Annotated in this window: 14 protein-coding genes; 11 read left to right on the forward strand and 3 right to left on the reverse strand. The window is 71.9% G+C overall.

Going from position 1 to position 20,761, the window contains the following annotated elements:
• Positions 1 to 147 precede the first annotated feature (147 nt).
• Both ACQPYD_RS05145 and hpf read left to right on the forward strand, forming a co-directional pair.
• Positions 148 to 882: a ComF family protein gene (locus ACQPYD_RS05145; RefSeq protein WP_433699991.1), complete on the forward strand. Its 735-nt coding sequence runs from the start codon at positions 148 to 150 to the stop codon at positions 880 to 882.
• A 791-nt stretch (positions 883 to 1,673) separates the two neighbouring features.
• Positions 1,674 to 2,345, forward strand: coding sequence for a ribosome hibernation-promoting factor, HPF/YfiA family (gene hpf, locus ACQPYD_RS05150; protein ID WP_330158916.1), 672 nt, complete (start codon positions 1,674 to 1,676; stop codon positions 2,343 to 2,345).
• A 228-nt stretch (positions 2,346 to 2,573) separates the two neighbouring features.
• On the opposite strand, the gene ACQPYD_RS05155 is transcribed toward hpf, so the two are convergent.
• Entirely contained in the window at positions 2,574 to 3,089 is a 516-nt protein-coding gene (locus ACQPYD_RS05155) for a hypothetical protein (RefSeq protein ID WP_433699992.1), read from the reverse strand.
• A gap of 501 nt (positions 3,090 to 3,590) precedes the next feature.
• On the opposite strand from ACQPYD_RS05155, the gene secA reads away from it, so the two are divergent.
• The gene (gene secA, locus ACQPYD_RS05160; RefSeq protein WP_433699993.1) at positions 3,591 to 6,437 is read left to right on the forward strand and encodes a preprotein translocase subunit SecA; all 2,847 of its coding nucleotides are present in this window, start codon (positions 3,591 to 3,593) and stop codon (positions 6,435 to 6,437) included.
• Between the two features lie 75 nt (positions 6,438 to 6,512).
• Here secA and ACQPYD_RS05165 read toward each other — a convergent pair whose 3' ends face one another.
• Both ACQPYD_RS05165 and ACQPYD_RS05170 read right to left on the reverse strand, forming a co-directional pair.
• Positions 6,513 to 7,973 carry a PTS transporter subunit EIIC gene (locus ACQPYD_RS05165; protein ID WP_433699994.1) on the reverse strand — a complete coding sequence of 487 codons (1,461 nt, stop codon included), beginning with the start codon at positions 7,971 to 7,973 and terminating at the stop codon, positions 6,513 to 6,515.
• A 45-nt stretch (positions 7,974 to 8,018) separates the two neighbouring features.
• A complete protein-coding gene (locus tag ACQPYD_RS05170) occupies positions 8,019 to 8,756 on the reverse strand; it encodes a GntR family transcriptional regulator (protein ID WP_267948321.1) in 738 nt (245 codons plus the stop codon).
• Positions 8,757 to 9,037: 281 nt separating this feature from the next.
• Between ACQPYD_RS05170 and ACQPYD_RS05175 the strand changes: the two genes are divergently transcribed.
• From ACQPYD_RS05175 to ACQPYD_RS05210, 8 genes are all read left to right on the forward strand, one after another.
• Positions 9,038 to 10,060, forward strand: a complete 1,023-nt coding sequence (locus ACQPYD_RS05175) for an SIS domain-containing protein (RefSeq protein ID WP_433701961.1) — start codon at positions 9,038 to 9,040, stop codon at positions 10,058 to 10,060.
• A gap of 149 nt (positions 10,061 to 10,209) precedes the next feature.
• Positions 10,210 to 10,446, forward strand: coding sequence for a glucose PTS transporter subunit EIIB (locus ACQPYD_RS05180; RefSeq protein ID WP_433699995.1), 237 nt, complete (start codon positions 10,210 to 10,212; stop codon positions 10,444 to 10,446).
• Positions 10,447 to 10,473: 27 nt separating this feature from the next.
• Complete coding sequence (locus ACQPYD_RS05185) at positions 10,474 to 10,962, forward strand: PTS sugar transporter subunit IIA (protein WP_433699996.1); 489 nt, start codon at positions 10,474 to 10,476, stop codon at positions 10,960 to 10,962.
• Between the two features lie 136 nt (positions 10,963 to 11,098).
• On the forward strand, positions 11,099 to 12,775 hold the full coding sequence (locus tag ACQPYD_RS05190) for a glycoside hydrolase family 3 protein (protein ID WP_433699997.1): 1,677 nt from the start codon (positions 11,099 to 11,101) through the stop codon (positions 12,773 to 12,775).
• Between the two features lie 144 nt (positions 12,776 to 12,919).
• Complete coding sequence (locus ACQPYD_RS05195; protein WP_433699998.1) at positions 12,920 to 13,615, forward strand: HAD family hydrolase; 696 nt, start codon at positions 12,920 to 12,922, stop codon at positions 13,613 to 13,615.
• 94 nt (positions 13,616 to 13,709) lie between these two features.
• Entirely contained in the window at positions 13,710 to 14,162 is a 453-nt protein-coding gene (locus ACQPYD_RS05200; protein WP_433699999.1) for a DUF6912 family protein, read from the forward strand.
• A 588-nt stretch (positions 14,163 to 14,750) separates the two neighbouring features.
• Positions 14,751 to 15,446, forward strand: a complete 696-nt coding sequence (locus tag ACQPYD_RS05205; protein ID WP_433700000.1) for an HAD family hydrolase — start codon at positions 14,751 to 14,753, stop codon at positions 15,444 to 15,446.
• A gap of 348 nt (positions 15,447 to 15,794) precedes the next feature.
• Entirely contained in the window at positions 15,795 to 20,663 is a 4,869-nt protein-coding gene (locus tag ACQPYD_RS05210) for an NAD-glutamate dehydrogenase (RefSeq protein ID WP_433700001.1), read from the forward strand.
• Positions 20,664 to 20,761 lie beyond the last annotated feature (98 nt).

Here is a 20,761-nt window from a genome sequence, read left to right on the forward strand (position 1 = left end):
CTCCCGGGCCGGCGCCCGCCGAGCGTCCCGGAGCCCTCCCGGCCCGCGCCCGGCTCGTGCGGTGCGGCCCGTGCCCTCTTGCCGGGGCCTGTCCACAGGTCCGGGGAGGGGCTGGCGCCGACCCCGGCCGGGCCGGATCCTGGAGGGGTGAACCACACGACACCCCTGGTCGGCGCGGTGCGCGACGCGTTCTCGGCACTGCTCGACCTGGTCCTTCCCCAACTCTGCGCCGGGTGCGCGGGCCCCTCGGGGCCCCTGTGCGCGGGCTGCCTCACCCTGCTGCAGCGCCGGCCCCACCGCTGCGCGCCGAGGCCGGGGTGCCCGCCCGTGTGGGCGGCGGGCCCCTACGCCGGACACCACCGCCGGGTGCTGCTCGCCTACAAGGAGGGCCGGGCCGACTCCCTGGCCCCGGTCCTGGGCGGACGCCTGGCGTCCGCCTACGAGGCGTCGGGGCTGGCGGGCCCGGACACGCTCCTCGTGCCCGTGCCGGGCCGCGGGCCGCCGCGCGACCCGCACGCCCCCGTCACCCGGCTGGCGCTCGCCTGCCTGGCCCGCGCGGGCGGTCCGGCCGCGGGGACCGTCCTGCCGCTCCTGCGCCACCGGGGCAGGCCCAGGCGCCAGGCCGGCCTGGGGCGGGCCGAGAGGCTCGCCAACCGCGAGGGGACCCTGGTCGCCGTTCCCCCCTCCCGGGAGCGGCCCGGGGGAGCGGCGGTCGTCGTGGACGACGTCCTCACCACGGGCGCGACGGCGGCCGAGGCGACCCGTGCACTGAGGGCCGCGGGGATCCGGGTGGCGGGGGCGGTGGTCCTCGCCGAACGCCTCGCCGCGCACGGCGAGGGGATTCGGGCCGAGGGGGCAAGAAGGTTTTACGAACCCTCGTGAACAGGTGAAAAGTCCACGTATGCAAGGCTTTGCGGTAGTTGTCAGCGTGTTGGGAGACCGGCCGCTACCTGACATCCTCGCCAGGACAGGTTACGGTCACCGTATGGCACCCGTCCGGGTCCGTGGTTGCGCCGGAGATCAGGAGTCCTGGGGAACCCCAGGGCGCCCCTTCGGCAAGCCGATGCCAGGCGCAGGCGAAACGGCCCACGTAAGGCGACTTTTCGTCGACCGATCACGGTGCGCCTTAGAGGTAAGCCCTGCCCCGCGGAGGGTCCAGATGTCCCTCATGACAGGGAGAAGAGCAGTAGTCGCGTCTAAGAGCGGCGACACTCTCAGCAGGCGGATGTGGGGACGAAGACCAGGTCGGCCGGACGGGTGGCATGCCATACTCCGGGAGTTCGCCTTCACCGGCGGGCTCCCGGGGGCACCGCCCCGCCTCCCCGGGGGCGCCGCCCCCCGAGGTGTTCCCGTACCGCTCGGCGCCCGGCGCATCCCCCCGCGGCACGGGCGAGCGGGGCGTCAGCGGCCGAGTCATGGGCGTCTTGCCGCGAACACGGCAGAAGTCCTCCTCCCCGCCCCGAGAGGCCCGGCCAATCGGGTCCCTGTGGCGTGTGAGGACCGTGCCCCTGATGGGTATACGCACTTCCAAGCGAGACGTGATCAGTTCAGGATCAGGTCACCAGCGGAAGGGGGTTGACGCGCGCGACACCCCTCCGCCCCCCGACGGCGGAAGGGATGCAGAGCCAGCCTGGCCGTCGCCTTCACGGCGGTCACGCGATGAAGGGGGTCCTATGGACATCATCGTCAAGGGTCGACGCACCGGTGTGAGTGACAAGTTCCGACAGCACGTCGAGAACAAGCTCGACAGGCTCTCCAAGTGGGAGCGCAAGGGGATGACCGTCGATGTGGAGGTGTCCCAGGAGCGCAACCCCAAGCTCGCCGACGTCTGCGAGAGGGTTGAGCTGACCATCCACTCCAACGGCCCGGTCATCCGGAGCGAGGCAGCGACCTCCGACCGGTACGGAGCCCTCGACCTCGCGATCGACAAGATCGAGGCCCGTCTTCGCAAGTCCGCGGACCGCCGCAAGGTCCACCGCGGAAACCACACTCCCGTCTCCGTCGCGGCCGCCACCGCCGGCCTCCCCGGGGACCTGCCCTCAGCCACAGCGACCGCGACGCAGGCGCCCCCGGCCCAGCGGAGCGGAGAGGAGGAGATCGACGGCGCCGCGGTGGACGGCAAGTTCACCGACGAGTTCGTCGAGCTCGACACCCAGGGCGAGGCTCCCATCGTCGTCCGCGAGAAGTTCCACCGGGCCAAGCCCATGAGCATCGACCAGGCCCTGATGGAGATGGAACTCGTCGGCCACGACTTCTACCTCTTCCACGACGAGGTCAAGGACGCGCCGAGCGTCGTCTACCGCCGCAAGGGCTTCAACTACGGCGTTCTCCGCCTGGTCGACTAGGGGCGGCCCGCGGTCGGGCACACGCCCCCTCCGGGCCGGCCCGGGAGCCGGCGGCGCCCCGGCGGGCACGGCACGGTGCGCGCATCCCCCCGCGGACCTCCGTGCGGGGCGCGGACCCGGATCCGTCCGGAAGGACGGGCTCCGGGCGCCGGCCCGGGCGAACCGGTACCACCGACAACACCGCCGCGGCGGGTCCGTCCGGACCCGCCGCGGTCGTGCGCGCGCCGCTCAGGACCCCGCCCGGTCGTCCTTCCGGATGCGGTGCAGCGGTGTGTCGTGCGGTTCCTCGGACTCCACGCGCGGCGAGTCCAGCACCACGTCGCTCAGGAGGTCGTAGCGCATGGCCACGACCGCCGCCACGACGAGCAGCAGCCCCCCGACCGCCAGGAGCACCGCGGACATGCCCAGGGCGACGCCGACGCCGCCCACGGCGAACCCGGCGCAGGCGAGTACCACCGCCACCCAGGAGACCGCGCGCCCCCGGTGGTTGCTGGTGGGCGCCAGGCTGCCGCCCTGGCGCTGGAACCCGCGTATGCGGCCGTTCCGCCGCTGCTCGTCGTCGCTGGGGCGGTGCCGTTCCCAGGCCAGGCCCGGGTCGTCGGCGTCGTCGGGGTCCGGTGTCGGGTGGCGCCTCCGGGTGATCAGGTCGTCGAGCACCTCCACCGGACTGCGCGTCGGCGACGCCGGGCGGGCCTCCCCCGCGCCGGTCGCCTCCCCGGCGGTCTCCCGCTTGCTTCCCCTCATGGTCGCTCCCTCGATCGCGTTCGCGTTCGGCGGGCCGTGGTTCGGGTCCACGGCGTGACCTTCTACGAATGGCGTACCCGGGGATCGGGTCGTGGCTTCATGAATCGTAGGAAAAGGGTAAGAAAAGCCGATCGCCGATCGGTCCCGCCTTTGACCGGCGGCGGTGCGGTCCGGTTCGCGGGAGCCTTGGCGGAAAACCCGTGGAACGCGTTTGCGGACGCCCCCGGAGCCCGGCGCCGGACGCCGTCCCGGGCCTTCCCGCCGTACCGGGGGTGACGTGCGGGAACATTCGGGGGCGTTTCATCCGTTCCCCTGGGGGAAAGGCGTGCGAGCGCCCCCTCCCGCGGAGGGCGGGCGTATAGTTCGGGTCCTCTAGGATGTAGGCCCGAGGGCCCAGGAACCCCCGCCGCCCTCCGCGGCCACGGGAAAGCGGTCAGGCGGGCCTAGATCTGATCTCCACGTGTGTGGAGCAAACCGCGATCTGCGAGGAGCGCATAGGAAGTGCCAGGGATACTCAACAAGCTCCTGCGCGCGGGTGAGGGAAAGATCCTGCGCCGGCTGAACAAGCTCAAGGACCAGGTCAACTCCCTCGAGGACGACTACGTCGAGCTCACCGACGAGGAACTGCGCGACCTCACCCAGGAGTACAAGGACCGCTACGAGGACGGCGAGTCTCTGGACGACCTGCTCCCAGAGGCTTTCGCGACCGTTCGCGAGGCCGCCAAGCGCACCCTGGGGCAGCGTCCCTTCGACGTCCAGATCATGGGCGGCGCCGCGCTCCACCTGGGCAACATCGCCGAGATGAAGACCGGTGAGGGCAAGACCCTGACCGGAAGCCTCGCGGTCTACCTCAACGCCCTCGCGGGCAGGGGCGTCCACGTCATCACGACCAACGACTACCTGGCCCGCCGAGACGCCCAGAACCTCGGCCGCATCTTCCACTTCCTCGGGCTCGAGGTCGGCGTCATCAGCCCCCAGATGACCGCGGCCGCCCGGCGCGAGGCCTACAAGGCCGACATCACCTACGGGACGAACAACGAGTTCGGCTTCGACTACCTGCGCGACAACATGGCGCTCTCGCTCAAGGACACGGTCCAGCGCGAGCACTACTTCGCCCTGGTCGACGAGGTCGACTCCATCCTCATCGACGAGGCCCGCACCCCGCTGATCATCAGCGGCCCCTCGGAGCAGAACTCCCGCTGGTACGCGGAGTTCGCCAAGATCGCCCCGCGCCTCAAGCGCGAGGTCGACTACGAGGTCGACGAGAAGAAGCGCACCGTCGGCATCACCGAGGCCGGTGTGGCCAAGGTCGAGGACTACCTGGGCATCGACAACCTCTACGAGGCGGTCAACACCCCGCTCATCAGCTTCCTCAACAACTCCCTCAAGGCGAAGGAGCTGTACAAGAGGGACAAGGAGTACATCGTCAAGGACGGTGAGGTCCTCATCGTCGACGAGTTCACCGGCCGCGTCCTCGCCGGGCGCCGCTACAACGAGGGCATGCACCAGGCCATCGAGGCCAAGGAGCGCGTCAAGATCAAGGACGAGAACCAGACTCTCGCCAAGGTCACCCTCCAGAACTACTTCCGCCTCTACGAGAAGCTCGCCGGCATGACCGGTACCGCCCAGACCGAGGCGGCGGAGTTCACCCAGACCTACAACGTCGGCGTGGTGCCCATCCCCACCAACAAGCCGATGGTGCGCCAGGACGTCAAGGACGTCGTCTACAAGCACGAGGACGCCAAGTTCCAGGCGGTCGCCGAGGACATCGCCGAGCGCCACGAGGCCGGGCAGCCCGTGCTGGTCGGCACCACCAGCGTCGAGAAGTCCGAGCTGCTGTCGCGGATGCTCAAGCGCGAGGGCGTCCCGCACGAGGTCCTCAACGCCAAGAACCACGCCCGTGAGGCGGCGATCATCGCCCGGGCGGGCAAGCTCGGCGGCGTCACCGTCGCCACCAACATGGCCGGTCGCGGTACCGACATCATGCTGGGCGGCAACCCCGACTTCCTCGCGGACGAGGAGCTCCAGGGGCGCGGCCTGAGCCCGCTGGAGACCCCGGAGGAGTACGAGGCCGCCTGGCCGGCGGCCCTGGAGAAGGCCCAGGCCGACTACGAGGAGGAGCACGAGAAGGTCGTCGAGGCCGGCGGCCTGTACGTGCTCGGAACCGAGCGGCACGAGTCGCGGCGCATCGACAACCAGCTGCGCGGCCGCTCCGGCCGCCAGGGCGACCCGGGCATCTCCCGGTTCTACCTCTCCCTCCAGGACGACCTGCTGCGACTGTTCAACAGCAGCCGTCTGGAGGTGTTCATGAACCAGCTGAACATCCCCGACGACCAGCCCATCGAGTCCGGCATGGTCAGCAAGGCCATCGCCTCGGCGCAGGGCCAGGTCGAGACGCAGAACTTCGAGATCCGCAAGAACGTCCTCAAGTACGACGAGGTCCTCAACCGGCAGCGCAAGGTCATCTACGCCGAGCGCCGCAAGGTCCTGGAGGGCCAGGACCTGCGCGAGCAGATCATCGGCATGCTGGAGGAGGTCCTGCGGGGCTACGTGGTCGAGGAGACCTCCCAGGGCGACCCCGACGAGTGGGACCTGGACAAGCTCTGGCGCGCGTTCAAGCAGGTCTACCCGATCAGCTTCACCGTCGACGAGTTCGTGGAGGAGAACGGCGACCTCCAGACGCTGACCGGCGAGATGATCGCCGACCGCGTGGTCGAGGACGCCAGGGCCGCCTACGAGACCCGCGAGGCCGACCTCGGCGAGGAGGCCATGCGCGAGGTCGAGCGCAGGGTCCTGCTGCAGGTCATGGACCGCAAGTGGCGTGAGCACCTCTACGAGATGGACTACCTCCAGGAGGGCATCGGCCTCCGCGCGATGGCTCAGCGCAACCCGCTGATCGAGTTCCAGCGCGAGGGCTTCGACATGTTCCAGCAGATGCTGGAGGCCATCAAGGAAGAGGCCGTCGGCTACCTGTTCAACGTCGAGGTCCAGGTGCGCAAGAAGGAGGAGCCCGCCCTCACCGCCACGGCCGCGGCCAGGACCGCGGCGGGCGTGGGCGGGGCCACGGGCGCCACGGCCCTCGCGACCGCGGTCGAGGAGGACGAGGAGGCCGCCGACGCGGCGTCCCCGGACGAGGAGGCCGAGCCGGCCGAGGACGTGGTCGTCCCCGGGTTCGGCGGGGGTCAGCCGGACAGGCTCCAGTACTCCGCTCCCAGCGAGGACGGCACCGTCGAGCGCCACAGCGAGACGGTCGACGAGTTCGCCGGCACGGCGCGCAACGCGCCCTGCCCGTGCGGCTCGGGCAAGAAGTACAAGAAGTGCCACGGCGACCCGGCGGCCGCCAGGTAGGCCCAGGCCGACGACACGCGTGCGGGCGCGCCCCTCGGGGGCGCGCCCGCACGCGTTCGTGCTCCGCGGGACGGGTCAGCCCCGTCCGCCGCCCCCGGGGGAGGGCCCGTCCGCCCCGGCGCCGGAGGCCTCCTCGGCCGCACCCGGCACGGCGGGCGCCGCCGCGTTCTCCTCCGGGTCCGCCTCACGCCCCGGCGTGGGCAGGCGCAAGCGCGTGATCAGCACGTAGAAGATCGCGAAGTACGCCACGAAGTACAGCAGTCCCAGGAGCAGGATCAGCCCCAGGCCCTCCGTGTTGTCCTTGGACGCGTTCAGCAGCATGTCGATGAGTCCCGCCGAGAACCCGAACCCCAGTTGGGCGTCCAGCGCGTTCAGGATCGCCATCGAGAGCCCGGTGAGGACGATGTGCACCACGAACAGGGCGGGCGCGACGAAGATGAAGGCGAACTCGACGGGTTCGGTGATCCCCGTCGCGAAGGCGGTCAGCGCGGCCGGGATCATGATCGACCCGATCTGGGCGCGGCGCTCCCGGTGCGCGGCCAGCCACATGGCGAGCGCGGCCCCGGGCAGGCCGAACATGAGGACCGGGAAGAAGCCGGACAGCAGGCCCCCGGCGTCGGGGTCGCCGGCGAAGTACCGGGTGATCTCCCCCTGGACGATCCCGTCGGGGCCCTCGTACGTGCCCGACACGAACCAGATGAACGAGTTCACCACGTGGTGCAGGCCCAGCGGCAGCAGGATGCGGTTGACGACGCCGTAGATGCCCGCGCCCAGGGCGCCCGCTCCGACGATGCTCTCGCCGAGGCTCTGGATCCATCCGCCCACGACCGGCCAGAGCAGCCCCAGCGCCACGCCCAGGAACAGGCCGGCCAGCGCCGTCACGATGGGGACGAAGCGGCGTCCGCCGAAGAAGCCGAGCCAGGTCGGCAGCTGGATCCGGTGGTAGCGCTGCCACAGCACGGCGGCGATCAGGCCGACGGCGATACCGCCCAGCACGTCGGTGGGGTTCTTGACCGCGTGGTTGATCATCTCGCCCACACCGGCCACCGCGTCGGGGTCGGTGAGCGGTTGCCGCGTCACCGGGTCGACCGGGAGCGGGTACGTGACCAGTCGCGAGCCCAGGTCGCCGGTGGGGCCGTCGAAGGTGACCATCGTCCACGTGGCCACCCGGTCGAACACCAGGTAGCCGACGACCGCGGCCAGGGCGGTGGAGCCGTCCGCGCGCTTGGCGAAGCCGATCGCGACGCCCACGGCGAAGAGGAGGGGCAGGGCCTGGAACACCGCGTCGCCCGCGGTGCCGATGGCCCCGGCGACGGGGACCATCCATCCCATGCCCCGGAGCCCGGCCAGGCCGTCCGCGCCGAGCAGGTCCGGCTGGCCCAGCCGGAGCAGGATGGCGGCGGCGGGCAGCACCGCGATGGGCATCATCAGGCTGCGGCCGAGCCGTTGGAAGACGGCGAGGGCCGAGGAACCGGTCTTGCGGGTCCGTGCACCGCCCGCGGGGGCGGGTGGTGCCGGGGTCTGGTCCGAACTCATGGTGGGGGGTCCTCCCTCGGACGCGCGCCCCGCGGTCGCGGGGCGTCAGTCGCCGTGCCGGCGCGGGTCCAGGCGGGAGTGCAGCTGGTAGCGGTCGGCACGGTAGGTGGACAGTGCCAGTTCCACGCACTGTCCCTTGGCGAAGCTGCGGCGCTGCATCACCAGCACCGGGCTTCCGGCGGGCAGGCCGAGGAGGCGGGAGTCGGCCGAGTCGCAGATCCCGGCCTCGATGGTCTGTTCCCCGGAATCCAACAGGATGTCGAACTCGTTTTCCAGCACTTCGTAGAGGGAGCGCTCGGCGAGGTCGAAGTCCTCCAGCCCCGGAACCATGGCGGCGGGGATGTTGGAGCGCTCCACGGCCATGGGTTCGTCGTCGGCGGTGCGCATGCGCTCGATGTGGTGCACCAGGGTTCCCGGTGCGATGTCGAGCATGCGCGCTGTGTGCCCGCTGGCCGGGATGACCTGGCGGATCAGCTCGCGCGCGCCCGGCTCGAAGCCGCGTGCGCGCATGTCCTCGCTGAAGGAGGCCAGGACCAGGGACATCTCGATCTTGGGCCGGGCGATGAAGGTCCCCTTGCCGGGGACCCGGTAGAGCCGCCCCTCGGCCACCAGCAGGTCGATGGTCTGCCGGACGGTCATCCGCGACAGCGAGTACGTCGCGCTGAGTTCCCGTTCGGAGGGGATCATGTCGTCCACGCCCAGACCCGCCGCGGTGATCCAGTCCAGGAGGAGGTCGCGGAGTTGGCTGTACTTGGGCAGCGGGTTGTTGGGGTCGATCGACATGGCGAGCGGCCTTCTCGGTAGGCGGGTGGGGTCGGCGTCAGAACCTTAGCGCGGGAGGCCCGCCCGAACATCGGTCGAAGCCGGACATGACTGGTATAGTCCGGACTAGACCATAGCTCCATCCGCGTGTCAATCCACCCAACGGCAAGCGGTGTGAACCGGTATCGCGGCAGGCCGCGGCCCACCCGGTGCGGAGCGTCCAGCGCGGCCCCCGGCGCAAGACCCGGACCGCCCGTCACATCAGGGGAAGGTTCCGCATGACCACCACCACGACGAGCGTGATGCGCTCCGAGATCGCCGAGCAGCCCGAGGCGCTGCGCCGGACCTTCGCGGAGCTGCTGCCGCTGCGCTCCGAGGTCGAGGCGCTGGGCCGCACCACCAAGCACGTGCTGTTCATCGCGCGCGGCTCCTCCGACAACGCCGCCGTCTACGGCAGCTACCTCCTCCAGGCGCACGCGGGCCGCCTCGCGACCCTCGGCTCGCCCTCCATCGCCACCGCCTACGGCGCCAGGATCGACCTGTCCGACGTCCTGGCCGTCGCGATCTCCCAGTCCGGGAAGACCGAGGAGATCGTCGAGACCATGCGCTGGGCCGCCGACTGCGGCGCACGCACCGTCGGCGTCACCAACGGCGCCGACTCCCCCCTGGCCGCCGAGGCGGACGTCGCCCTGGTCACCCGCGCGGGGAGCGAGGTGGCGGTGCCCGCCACCAAGACCTACAACACCCAGCTGGCCGCTCTCGCGGTCCTCGCCCTGGGCCTGGGCGCCGACCTGGACCCCGCGGACCTGTCGCGCGTGCCCGACGCCATCGAGGAGACCCTGGCGGCCCCCGCCGACGCCCTGGAGGAGATCGTCGAGCGGATGGTCGCCGTGCAGGGAGCGGTCATCTCCGGGCGGGGCATGGCCTTCTCCACGGCGCTGGAGTCCGCGCTGAAGCTCAAGGAGGCCTGCTACCTCCACGCGATGGGCCTCTCCTACGCCGACCTCCTGCACGGCCCCATCGCGGTCGTGGACCCGCGGACCCCCGCGCTGCTGGTCGCCGCCCCCACCGGGCCCACGCTGCAGGGCACGGTCGCCCTCGCCGAGCGGGCCCGCTCCGCCGGGGCGCCCGTGTTCGGCTTCGGCGGCGGGGCCGCCCTCGCCGCCGCCAGCGACGTGTCCGTGCCCGTCCCGGACGTCCCCGAGTGGGTGTCGCCGATGAACCTCATCGTGCCCGCCCAGCTGCTCACCGAGCGCCTGGCCCGGCGCCTGGGCTACAACCCGGACGTCCCGCGGGGCCTCAACAAGGTCACCCAGACCGGCTGACCCTCCCGGTGCGGGGGCGGCGCCGCGGTCCGGGCGCCGTCCCAACACCCCGGCCCGCCCCCGGGCACTGGTGTGTGGCCTGCGCCACCCCTAAGCTCGCCTCAGGTCCCGGGGACATCCCCGTTCCCACGGCACAGCACGGAGGACACATGGCGGACAAGGCAGCGGCGATCGTCGCCGGGTTGGGCGGCGCGGGCAACATCGAGGACATCGAGGCCTGCATCACCCGCCTGCGCACCGAGGTGGCCGACCCCTCCCTCGTGAACGAGATCGCCCTGCGGGCGTCCGGCGCCCACGGGGTCCTCGTCTCGGGCAACGTCGTCCAGGTGGTGGTCGGCCCCGAAGCCGACGCCCTCACCGACGACATCCGCGACATCCTGGATTAACTCTCCCCGTGAGGGAAGGGAAACCCCATGTCAGACGTGATCGGCGCGCTCCGCGTGCTCTCCCCCGTGCCCGGAACCGCACTGCCCCTCTCCAGCGTGCCCGACCCGGTGTTCTCCCAGGCCATGGTCGGTCCGGGGGTCGCCATCCACCCCGAACCCGGGCAGGAGGGCGGACAGGAGGGGCGACAGGAGGCCGTCGCCCCCATCGCCGGGACCCTGGTGAAACTGCACCCCCACGCCTTCGTCGTGCTCTCCCGTGACGGAAGCAGGGGCGTGCTCGTCCACCTGGGCATCGACACGGTCCAGCTCGCGGGGGAGGGGTTCACGCTCCTCGCCGCCGAGGGGGACGCGGTCGAGGCGGGCACGCCGGTCGTCCGCTGGTCGCCGGGGAGCGTCGCGGCCCAGGGCAAGCCGTCGGTGGTGCCGGTGATCGCCCTGGACGCGCGGCCCGGCGACCTCGGCGACGTCGCCAGCGGCGGGGTCGGCCTGGGAGACCACCTCTTCACGTGGGGATGAACACCCGGCGCGCGGGCGGAACGGCCCGCACGCCGGACTTCCCCGGCCTCCCGCGGTGGAGCCTCGGCCCCGCCCCGGCCGGGAGGGGGTAGTCTCCGGCGGCGAACCCCATGATCCGCCGGAGATGAAACCCGCCATGAAACTGCCCGTTCCGCACGCCCTGGCCCCGGCCTGCGTGGGACTAGCCCTGATCGCCACCGCATGTTCCACAGAGGAGGTGGGTTCCTCGCCGGAGGACAACGAACCCCAGCCGTCGCCCAGCGCGGAGCCCTTCGAGCCGGTGCTCGCGCCGCGGCTCCTCGCGGACATGGACCTGGACGACAAGATCGGCCAGCTCCTCGTCCTGACGGCGCAGGGCACCTCGGCCGCCGAGAACGCCCTCATGATCGAGACCTACCGCCCCGGCGGGGTCATCTACTTCGACGCGAACCTCACCGACACCCAGCAGATCGCGACCATGTCCGCCGGGGTGCAGGAGCTCGCCGCCGAACAGGGGCAGGGCATCCCCCTGTTCATCGGCATCGACCAGGAGCAGGGCCTCGTCGTCAGGCTGCCCGTCGGGACCCGGTTCCCCGACGCCATGGCGGTCGGCGCCACCGGGGACCCCGAACTGGCGGCCCTGCGCGCGTCCACCACCGCCGCCGAGCTGTCGGCCCTGGGCGTCAACCTCAACTACGCGCCCGACGCGGACGTCAACACCGACCCGAACAACCCGGTCATCGGCATCCGCTCGTTCGGGTCCGACCCGGACCTGGTCGCGGAGATGGCCGTCACCGAGGCGAACGCCTACTCCGAGAACGGCGTGGCCTCGGCCGTCAAGCACTTCCCCGGCCACGGGGACACCGACGTCGACAGCCACAGCGGCCTGCCCGTCATCGACCTGCCGCGCGAGCAGTGGGAGGCCGAGCACCTGCCCCCGTTCAGGGCCGCCGTCGAGGCCGGCGTCGACATGATCATGACCGCGCACGTCCTCATGCCCCGGCTGGACGGCGGGGAGGACCCCGAGCCGGCCACCCTCTCCCCGGCGCTCATCGACGGCATCCTCCGCGACGAGCTCGGCTACGACGGCGTGGTCACCACCGACGCCCTCAACATGGAGGGCGTGCGCCAGAGGCACGACGACGGCGAGATCGCCGTCCGCGTCCTGGAGGCGGGCGTGGACCAGCTGCTCATGCCGCCGGACCCGGCCGCCGCCGTCGCCGCGATCAGGGCCGCCGTCGAGGAGGGCCGGCTGACCGAGGAGCGCATCGACGAGTCCGTGCTGCGGGTGCTCGCGCTCAAGGAGGAGCGGGGCGTGCTGGAGGCCGGCCCCGTCGACCCGGCGGCCGCGGGCGAGGTCGTGGACGACCCCTCCCACGTGGAGGCCGCCCAACGGGTGGCCGACGCCTCGGCGACCCTGGTGCGCAACGAGGGCGGCCTGCTGCCCCTCTCCGAGGGGACCGCCGTGAGCGTGCAGGGCGTCGGCTCGGACGTCCTCTCCGAAGGGCTCACCGGGGCCGGGATGAACGTCGTGGCCGACGGCGCCGACGTGGCGGTCGTGGGAACCAACGGCGCGCGCGGCTCCCAGGAGCAGCGCGGGATGGTCGAGTCCGCCCGCGCCCGGGGCCTCCCCGTCGTCGTGGTCTCCCAGGGCGGCCCCTACGACCTGGAGGCCTTCCCCGAGGTGGAGGGCTTCCTGGCCGTCTACTCCGCCGTGGACGTGTCGGCGAACGCCGCCGCACGCGTGATCGGGGGACAGGTGAAGCCGACCGGCAAGCTGCCCGTGGACATCCCCGGGGCCGGGGTCGACGCCGGAACCGGCCTCACCCTCTGAACCCGCCCCGGACCTGGTGGCCCGGGGAGCGCCGCAGTGGTTGAAGCGGGCGGGGAACGGGAAGAACCGTTCCCCGCCCGGCCCTCCGTGCGTCCGGGAGGCCGGGCGGTGTCCCGGCGCACGGACGGCCAAGGAGGCGATCGGATGGACGACCGGACCAACGGCACCCGGCGAGGGGTCATCTCCGACTGGGGAGGCGTGCTCACCCCGCCCCTCGCGGAGGGGATCCGGGCCTGGCTGCACGCCGACCGGATCGACGTGGAGCACTACTACGAGGTCATGCGCCCCTACTTCGACGGCAGCCTCGCGGACGCCAACCCCGTGCACGCCCTGGAACGGGGCGAGGTCGACACGCGGGAGTTCGAGCGCGCCATCGCGGCGCTGCTGCGCTCCACCCACGGCGGCCCGGTCGTGGCCGAGGGGCTGATCCACCGCATGTTCTCCAACTTCGACCCCGTGCACGCCATGTACGAGGCACTGCGCGGGGCCCGGCTCGGCGGCGCCGGCACCGCCCTCCTCTCCAACTCGTGGGGCAACGGCTACCCGCGCGAGCACTTCGAGTCGACCTTCGACGCCGTGGTGATCTCGGGCGAGGTGGGCATGCGCAAACCCGAGCACCGCATCTACCTGCACACCTGCCACCTCCTGGGGCTCCGGCCCGAGGACTGCGTCTTCATCGACGACCTGGAGCACAACGTCCGCACCGCCGAGGAACTCGGGATGACCGGGATCCTGCACACCGACGTGGCGGAGACGCAGCGGGCGCTCGACCGCTTCCTGGAGCCGGACGGCGACGGCGCGCCGCCCGCGGCCGACCGCCGGGGGCGCGCGGCGGCCTGACCGGGCGGCGGCGACGCGCCCCCTGGCGCGGCCGCCTCGGGTTCCTTGGCAGACTCGAGGGGTCCCGCCCACATCCAGGAGAGCAGCCGCGCCCATGTACGTCTTCCTGCCCAGCACCGTCCCCGCCCTCGCCGCGCTCCTGGAGGAGGGCCGTCTGGAGGGCGCCCCCCTGACGGCGTTCGCGGCCGACCCCGGCCCGGAGGACGACACCGAGGAGGCCGAGTACGAGGCCATGTACGCCGCCGCGGAGGAGTCCCTGGCCCTGCTGGCCGCCGACCCCGCCGCGCCCCGCCGCCGGGTGGTGCTGGCCGCCGACATGCCCGACGCCGTGGTCGAGCGGGAGGGCGTCGCGGCCGACGGGGTGGTCCGCGTGCGGGTCACCGCCGCCGTCCCCTACAAGAAGCTGGCCTCGGCGCACGTCGACGACCCCGCCGCGTCCGCCGACGTCGCCGCCGCCGCGGCGGAGCCCGGGTCCGGAGCCGCCGACGACCACGAGCTCATGTGGTACGCGGTCCAGGAGCTCCGCCACCTCGTGTCCGGGGAGTGACGGGAGCGCCCGGCCGGGCGGGTCCGTCCGGTCCTCCCGGGCGCGTCATCCTCCCGGCGCCGCCCACCGCCCCGGTCGGCCCCCCACCGGGACAGGCCGCCTCCCCGGAGAGCGGTGCCCGGGCCGCCGAAGCCGCGTGCGGGCGCCCGGCGGCCGACCGTGTGGAGGCGGTGCGCGGCGCCGGGCCCCCGACGGAGCCGTCCGCGACGCGGTCACCGCCACGTGCGCCGTCACCCGGATTCCCTCCGCGTGGATCGGGTAGGCGGAGCCGGGGGCGGCGATCGCGGTCCCGTGGGACCCTTCTCCGGATCCCGCTCCGGCCCGGCCGCCTCCCTGAGCCGGACCGGACCCGGGAGCGCCGCGGGCACGTTCGTGTGCGAGGCGTCCTCCCCGCGGGACCGATCCCGGCGGACGGCGTCCGGGGCCCGGGACCACCCGGTGCGGGCGGCCCGGCGGGGTTTCGGACGGAGGTCCCGCTCTGGCACCCTGGCCGGGAGCGGGCGTGGTTTTCGCCGGGAAACGCCCATACGGCAAAATGGGCCCGTCCCTCCATCCCCGAACGCCGAGGAGTCAGCCATCAGCCGCCTGGTGCTATGGAACATCGACCTCACCCTCCTCGACGCGGGCCAGGTGATGAGGGCGGCCTACGCCGAGGCCTTCGAGAAGGTCACCGGCGAGCCGCTGGTCTACCTGACCTCGTCGGCGGGCCGGACCGACTCGGAGATGTTCTTCGAGTTCTGCGCCCGCAACTACGTCGACGTCGAACCCGACACGGCGGTCCTGGGCGAGTTCCTCGCCTCGCTGGAGGAGTCCTTCGGCAACCGCGCCGACGAACTCCTCTCCCGGGGCCGGGTCATGCCCGGCGCGGCGGCCTCCCTGGCCGCCGTCGCCTCCCTGCCCGACACGGTCCAGACCGTCGTCAGCGGCAGCACCCGGGTGAACGCCACGGCCAAGCTGGTCGCGTTCGGCCTGGACACCCACCTGAACCTGGCCATCGGCGGGTACGGGTCGGTCAACTACCCCAAGTCCAGCCTCATCCAGTCCATCAGGCTGCACGCCGCGGGCGAGGGGGGCCGGGCGTACACGGAGGCGGAGACGGTGTTCGTCACCGACTCGGCCCCCGACGTCCGCGCCGCGGTGATCGGCGGGGCCACCCCGGTGGCGGTCCTCAACGGGTCGACCACCGAGGGGCAGCTGCGCGAAGCCGGTGCCCGCATCGTGCTGCCCGACCTGACCGACCCGCGGGCCGTGATGACGGCGGTCCACCAGGCGACCGCGGGGTGACGGCATGTTCGTTCCCGTGAGGGGGAGGACGGCCCCCGTGCGTATCGCCGACGACGACCGCAATCCAGTTCTAACAGTACGTAACCACCGTGTAACGGTGTTGGTCCTGCCCTCGCGTCCGAAAAGCAGTAGCCTGGTCAGCGGACGAGGCCGGAACAACGAGGTCCCGCGCCTCGCTTCTCCGCCGCCTGTGCGCACAGGCTCAACCCAACACCATGGTCGTGGGGTTCCTTGCGGCCCAAGGTCCTCACGTCGAATCACACCCATGCACAGAAGTTCACAGGTCATATGACCGGGTGTTCTCCCAGTGCGCGTGCGACGTTGCTCACAAAGGAGTGAGATAGCCACATGACCGGGCAATCCGACGTCATCCTCCAGAAGCTGCTCAGCGAGGCGGCCGCCAAGTGGTCCCCGGGAACGCGACTCAGTCCCGAGGAGGCCGACGCGGTGCGGCGCTTCCTGCCCCTCTACTACCGCCACACGGACCCCGAGGAGATCTCCGGGCGCACCCCGGAGCAGATCTGCGGTCCCGCCGGGGCCCACCGCGCCTTCGGCACCGAGCGCACCCCGGGGCGGGCCAAGGTCCGCGTGTACACCCCCGCCGCGGACCGCGACGGCTGGGAGCAGCAGACCAGCGTCGTCGAGGTCGTGACCGACAACGCGCCCTTCCTCGTCTCGTCCGTGACCATGGCGCTCAACGAGCTCGGCGCGGGCGCCCGGCTGATCATCCACCCGCAGATGACCGTCGGCCGCGACCTCGCCGGCCGCCTGGTGAGGGTGGACCCGGAGCTCGGAGGGGAGGGCCTGCTCCCCACCGACGAGTCCTGGATGCACATCGAGATCGACCGGCAGTCCGACCCCGAGCGGGTCAAGGAGATCACCGACCGCGTGGAGAGCGTCCTCAACGACGTCCGCTACGTGGACGAGGACGCCGCCAAGATGAGCAACCGGGCCATCCGGATCGCCGACGAGCTCGCCGCGTACCCCGACCGCCTCGTGGCCGGAGGGGTCGATCCGCGCGAGATCGGCGAGAGCGTCGACTTCCTGCGCTGGACGGCCAGCCGCCACTTCACCTTCATGGGCTACCGCGAGTACTCCCTGGTCACCGACGAGAACGGCGACGACTCCCTGCGCCCCGAGCCCGGATCCGGCCTCGGCGTCCTGCGCATGGACTCGCCCGCCTCCACCAGCTTCGCCGCCCTGCCCCCCGAGATCCGGGGCAAGGCCCGCGAGCCCTACATCCTGGTCCTCACCAAGGCCAACTCGCGGGCCACCGTCCACCGCCCCAAGTACTTGGACTACATCGGGGTCAAGAAGTTCGACGCCCAGGGCAACATCGTCGGCGAGCGCCGGTTCCTGGGGCTGTTCACCTCCCAGGCCAACACCACCAGCATCGCCCAGATCCCGATCCTGCGGCGCAAGCAGGCCGAGGTGCTGGCCCTGGCCGGGTTCGAGGCCGACAGCTACGACGGCTCCGACCTCATCGAGCTCCTGGAGACCTTCCCCCGGGAGGAACTCCTCCAGATCCCCGTGAACGAGCTGTACAACATCGTCCGCGGCGTCCTGCGCCTGCGCGACCGCCGCGGCACCAAGCTGTTCATGCGCCGCGACCCGTACGGCGGCCGCTACATGTCCTGCTTCGTGTACATGCCGCGCGACCAGTACAGCACCCGGGTGCGCCTCGACATCCAGAAGGTCCTCGCCGACGCCTTCCAGGGCGCCACGATGGACCACAACGTGCTGATCGGCGCCGCGCCGCTCGCCCGCCTGTACCTGGTGGCCCGCGCGGAGCACGGCCGGACCCTCGCCGACATCGACCAGGTCTCCCTCGAGGAGAAGGTCCGCAACGCCGCCCGCTCCTGGGACGCCGACTTCGACGACGCTCTCACGGAGGCCTTCGGCCCCGTCCGGGCCACCGCGTACAAGGAGCGCTACGGCAGCGGCATCACCGAGGCCTACAAGGTCGACAACAGCCCCTCCACGGCCGCCGGGGACATCGGCGTGCTGGAGGAGCTGATCGGGCGCACCGACCCCGACGAGCGGCACGGCGCGTTCTCCGCCAGCCTCTACCGGAGGGAGGAGGACGGTCACCGCGCCTGGCGGTTCCGGCTCTACCGGATCGGCGAGCCCATCTCGCTGTCCCGCGTCCTGCCCGTCCTGGAGGACCTCGGGGTCGAGGTCGTGGACGAGTGGCCCTCCGACATCTCCGTGCAGGGCGTCGGCAAGGTGTGGGTCTACGACTTCGGCCTCGGCCCCATCCCCGAGTCCGACCTCCGGCCCGACCGCCTCAAGGCGCTGTTCGAGGAGGCCTTCGACGCCTCCTGGCGCGACCTCGGCGAGTCCGACCGGTTCAACGCCCTGGTCGTGCGGGCGGGGCTGGACTGGCGCCAGCTCACCGTCCTGCGCGCCTACGCCAAGTACCTGCGCCAGACCGGGTCCACGTTCACCCCGGACTACCTGGCCGACGTCCTCGTCGCCAACGTCGGGATCGCCAACCTGCTGGTCGAGCTGTTCGAGGCCCGCTTCGACCCCGACCAGTCCGACGCGGGCCGCGACGAGCGCGCCGACGCGATCATCCGCAAGGTCGAGGGCGAGCTGGAGGCCGTGGCCAGCCTGGACCACGACCGCATCCTGCGCTCCTTCCTGGCGGTCATCCGCGCCACCCTGCGCACCAACCACTACCAGGGGCGCCCCTACCTGGTGCTCAAGCTCAACCCGCAGGCGATCCCGGAGCTGCCCCACCCGCGGCCGCGGTTCGAGATGTTCGTGTACTCCCCCCGGGTGGAGGGCGTGCACCTGCGCTTCGGCTCGGTCGCGCGTGGCGGACTGCGCTGGTCCGACCGCTTCGAGGACTTCCGCACCGAGGTCCTCGGCCTGGTCAAGGCCCAGATGGTGAAGAACTCCGTGATCGTCCCCAGCGGGGCCAAGGGCGGGTTCGTCTGCAAGCGCCTGCCCGAGAACGGCACCCGCGAACAGGTCACGGCCGAGGTCGTCTCCTGCTACAAGGACTTCATCAGCGGCCTGCTCGACGTCACCGACAACCTCGTCGACGGCCGGGTGGTGCACCCCGAGCGCACCGTCCTGCACGACGGGGACGACTCCTACCTGGTCGTGGCCGCCGACAAGGGCACCGCGACCTTCTCCGACACGGCGAACGCCATCTCCACCGAGCGCGGGTTCTGGCTCGGCGACGCCTTCGCCTCGGGCGGCTCGGTCGGCTACGACCACAAGGCCATGGGCATCACCGCGCGCGGCGCCTGGGAGTCGGTCAAGTACCACTTCCGCGAGATGGGCGTCAACGTGCAGGAGGAGCCGTTCACCGCCGTCGGCGTCGGCGACATGTCCGGCGACGTGTTCGGCAACGGCATGCTCCTCAGCAAGCAGACCAAGCTGGTGGCCGCGTTCGACCACCGCCACGTCTTCCTCGACCCCGACCCCGACCCGCACACCTCCTGGGCGGAGCGCAAGCGGCTCTTCGACCTGCCGCGGAGCACCTGGGAGGACTACGACCCCGCCCTGCTCTCCGCGGGCGGCGGAGTGCACCCGCGCACGGCCAAGTCCGTGCCGGTCACCCCGCAGGTGCGCGAGGTCCTGGGCATCGACGAGGACGTCGACTCGCTCACCCCGGACGAGCTGATCCGGCACATCCTCACCTCGCCGGTCGACCTGCTCTGGAACGGCGGCATCGGCACCTACGTCAAGGCAAGCACCCAGACGCACGCCGACGCCGGCGACAAGGCCAACGACCAGGTCCGCGTCGACGCCACGGAACTGCGCGTCAAGGTGGTCGGCGAGGGCGGCAACCTGGGCCTGACCCAGCCCGCCCGCATCGAGTTCGCCCGGGAGGGCGGCCGGGTCAACACCGACTTCATCGACAACTCCGCCGGTGTGGACACCTCCGACCACGAGGTCAACATCAAGATCATGCTCGACCGCGAGGTGCGGGCGGGCAGCCTCGGCAAGGGCGACCGGGACCAGCTGTTCATCGACATGACGGACGAGGTCGCCGACCTGGTCCTGGACAACAACTACGCCCAGAACACGGTCCTGGGCGCCGCGCGCAAGCAGGACCGGCAGATGCTGCACGTGCACGGCAGGTACATGCGGCACCTGGAGCGCACCAAGGTCCTCAAGCGCAAGCAGGAGGACCTGCCGTCGGACAAGACCATCGCGGAGCGGCGCGCCGCGGGCAAGGGCCTGACCGGGCCGGAGTTCGCGACCCTGCTGTCGTACACCAAGATCAGCCTCAAGGACCAGATCGCCGCGTCCGACCTCGCCGAGGACCCGTACCTGGCCGACACCCTGACCGGCTACTTCCCCACGCCCCTGCGGTCGGAGCGCTTCGCCGAGGGCGTGGCCTCCCACCCGCTGAGGCGGGAGATTATCGTCAACCAGGTCGTCAACCAGCTCGTCAACCGCTCCGGGGTGACGTTCGCGTTCCGCCTCAACGAGGAGCTGGGATCCGGCGCCGCGGACATCGCCCGCGCGTTCCTGGTGGTCCAGGAGGTGCTCCAGCTCCGCAGGTTCTGGGACGCGGTCGAGGAGCTGGACCACGAGATCTCGGTGGACAGCCAGCTGTCCCTCCTGCTGGAGACGCGCAAGCTGGCCGAGCGCTCCGCCCGGTGGCTGCTGCGCAACCGCACCTTCCCCTTCGACATCCGCAGCGAGATCGGCTTCTTCGCGGACGGTGTCGGGGAGGTGCTGCCGCGCCTGGTCGAGATGCTCCGCGGACGCGACCGGGAGGCGTTCACCGAGCGCCGCGACCGCTACGTGTCGATGGGGGTGTCCTCCGGCCTCGCCGAGCGGGTCGCCGCCATGGTGCCCGCGTACTCCACCCTGGACCTGGTGGAGATCGCGCGCCGCACCGGCCGTCCGGTCGCCAAGGTCGCGGAGCTGTACTTCGCCCTGGCCGACCGGCTCAACATCAGCTGGTGGCGCGAGCGCATCATCGACCTGCCGCGCGACGACAGGTGGGCCACGATGGCGCGTTCGGCGCTGCGCGACGACCTGTACGCCGCGCACGCCGACCTCACCGGCCGGGTCCTGGAGAGCGGGCCGTCGGAGGACGCCGACGAGCTGATCGCCGCCTGGCTGGCGCAGAACAGCGAGACGGTGGAGCGCGCCGGCATCACCCTGTCGGAGATCCAGGAGCACGAGCGGTTCGACCTGGCCACGCTGTCGGTGGCCCTGCGGTCCTTCCGCTCCCTGGTCGACTAGCCGGACCCGTGTCCGGGGCGGGAGCCCCGGGCCCGGGGCCCCGAGGGCCCCGCGCGACGCCGCGCGGGGCCCCGCCTCGTCCCGGGGTCCTACACTGG

Origin of the sequence: Nocardiopsis sp. CA-288880 (genome assembly GCF_050955985.1) — a bacterium.
GTDB lineage: Bacteria > Actinomycetota > Actinomycetes > Streptosporangiales > Streptosporangiaceae > Nocardiopsis > Nocardiopsis tropica.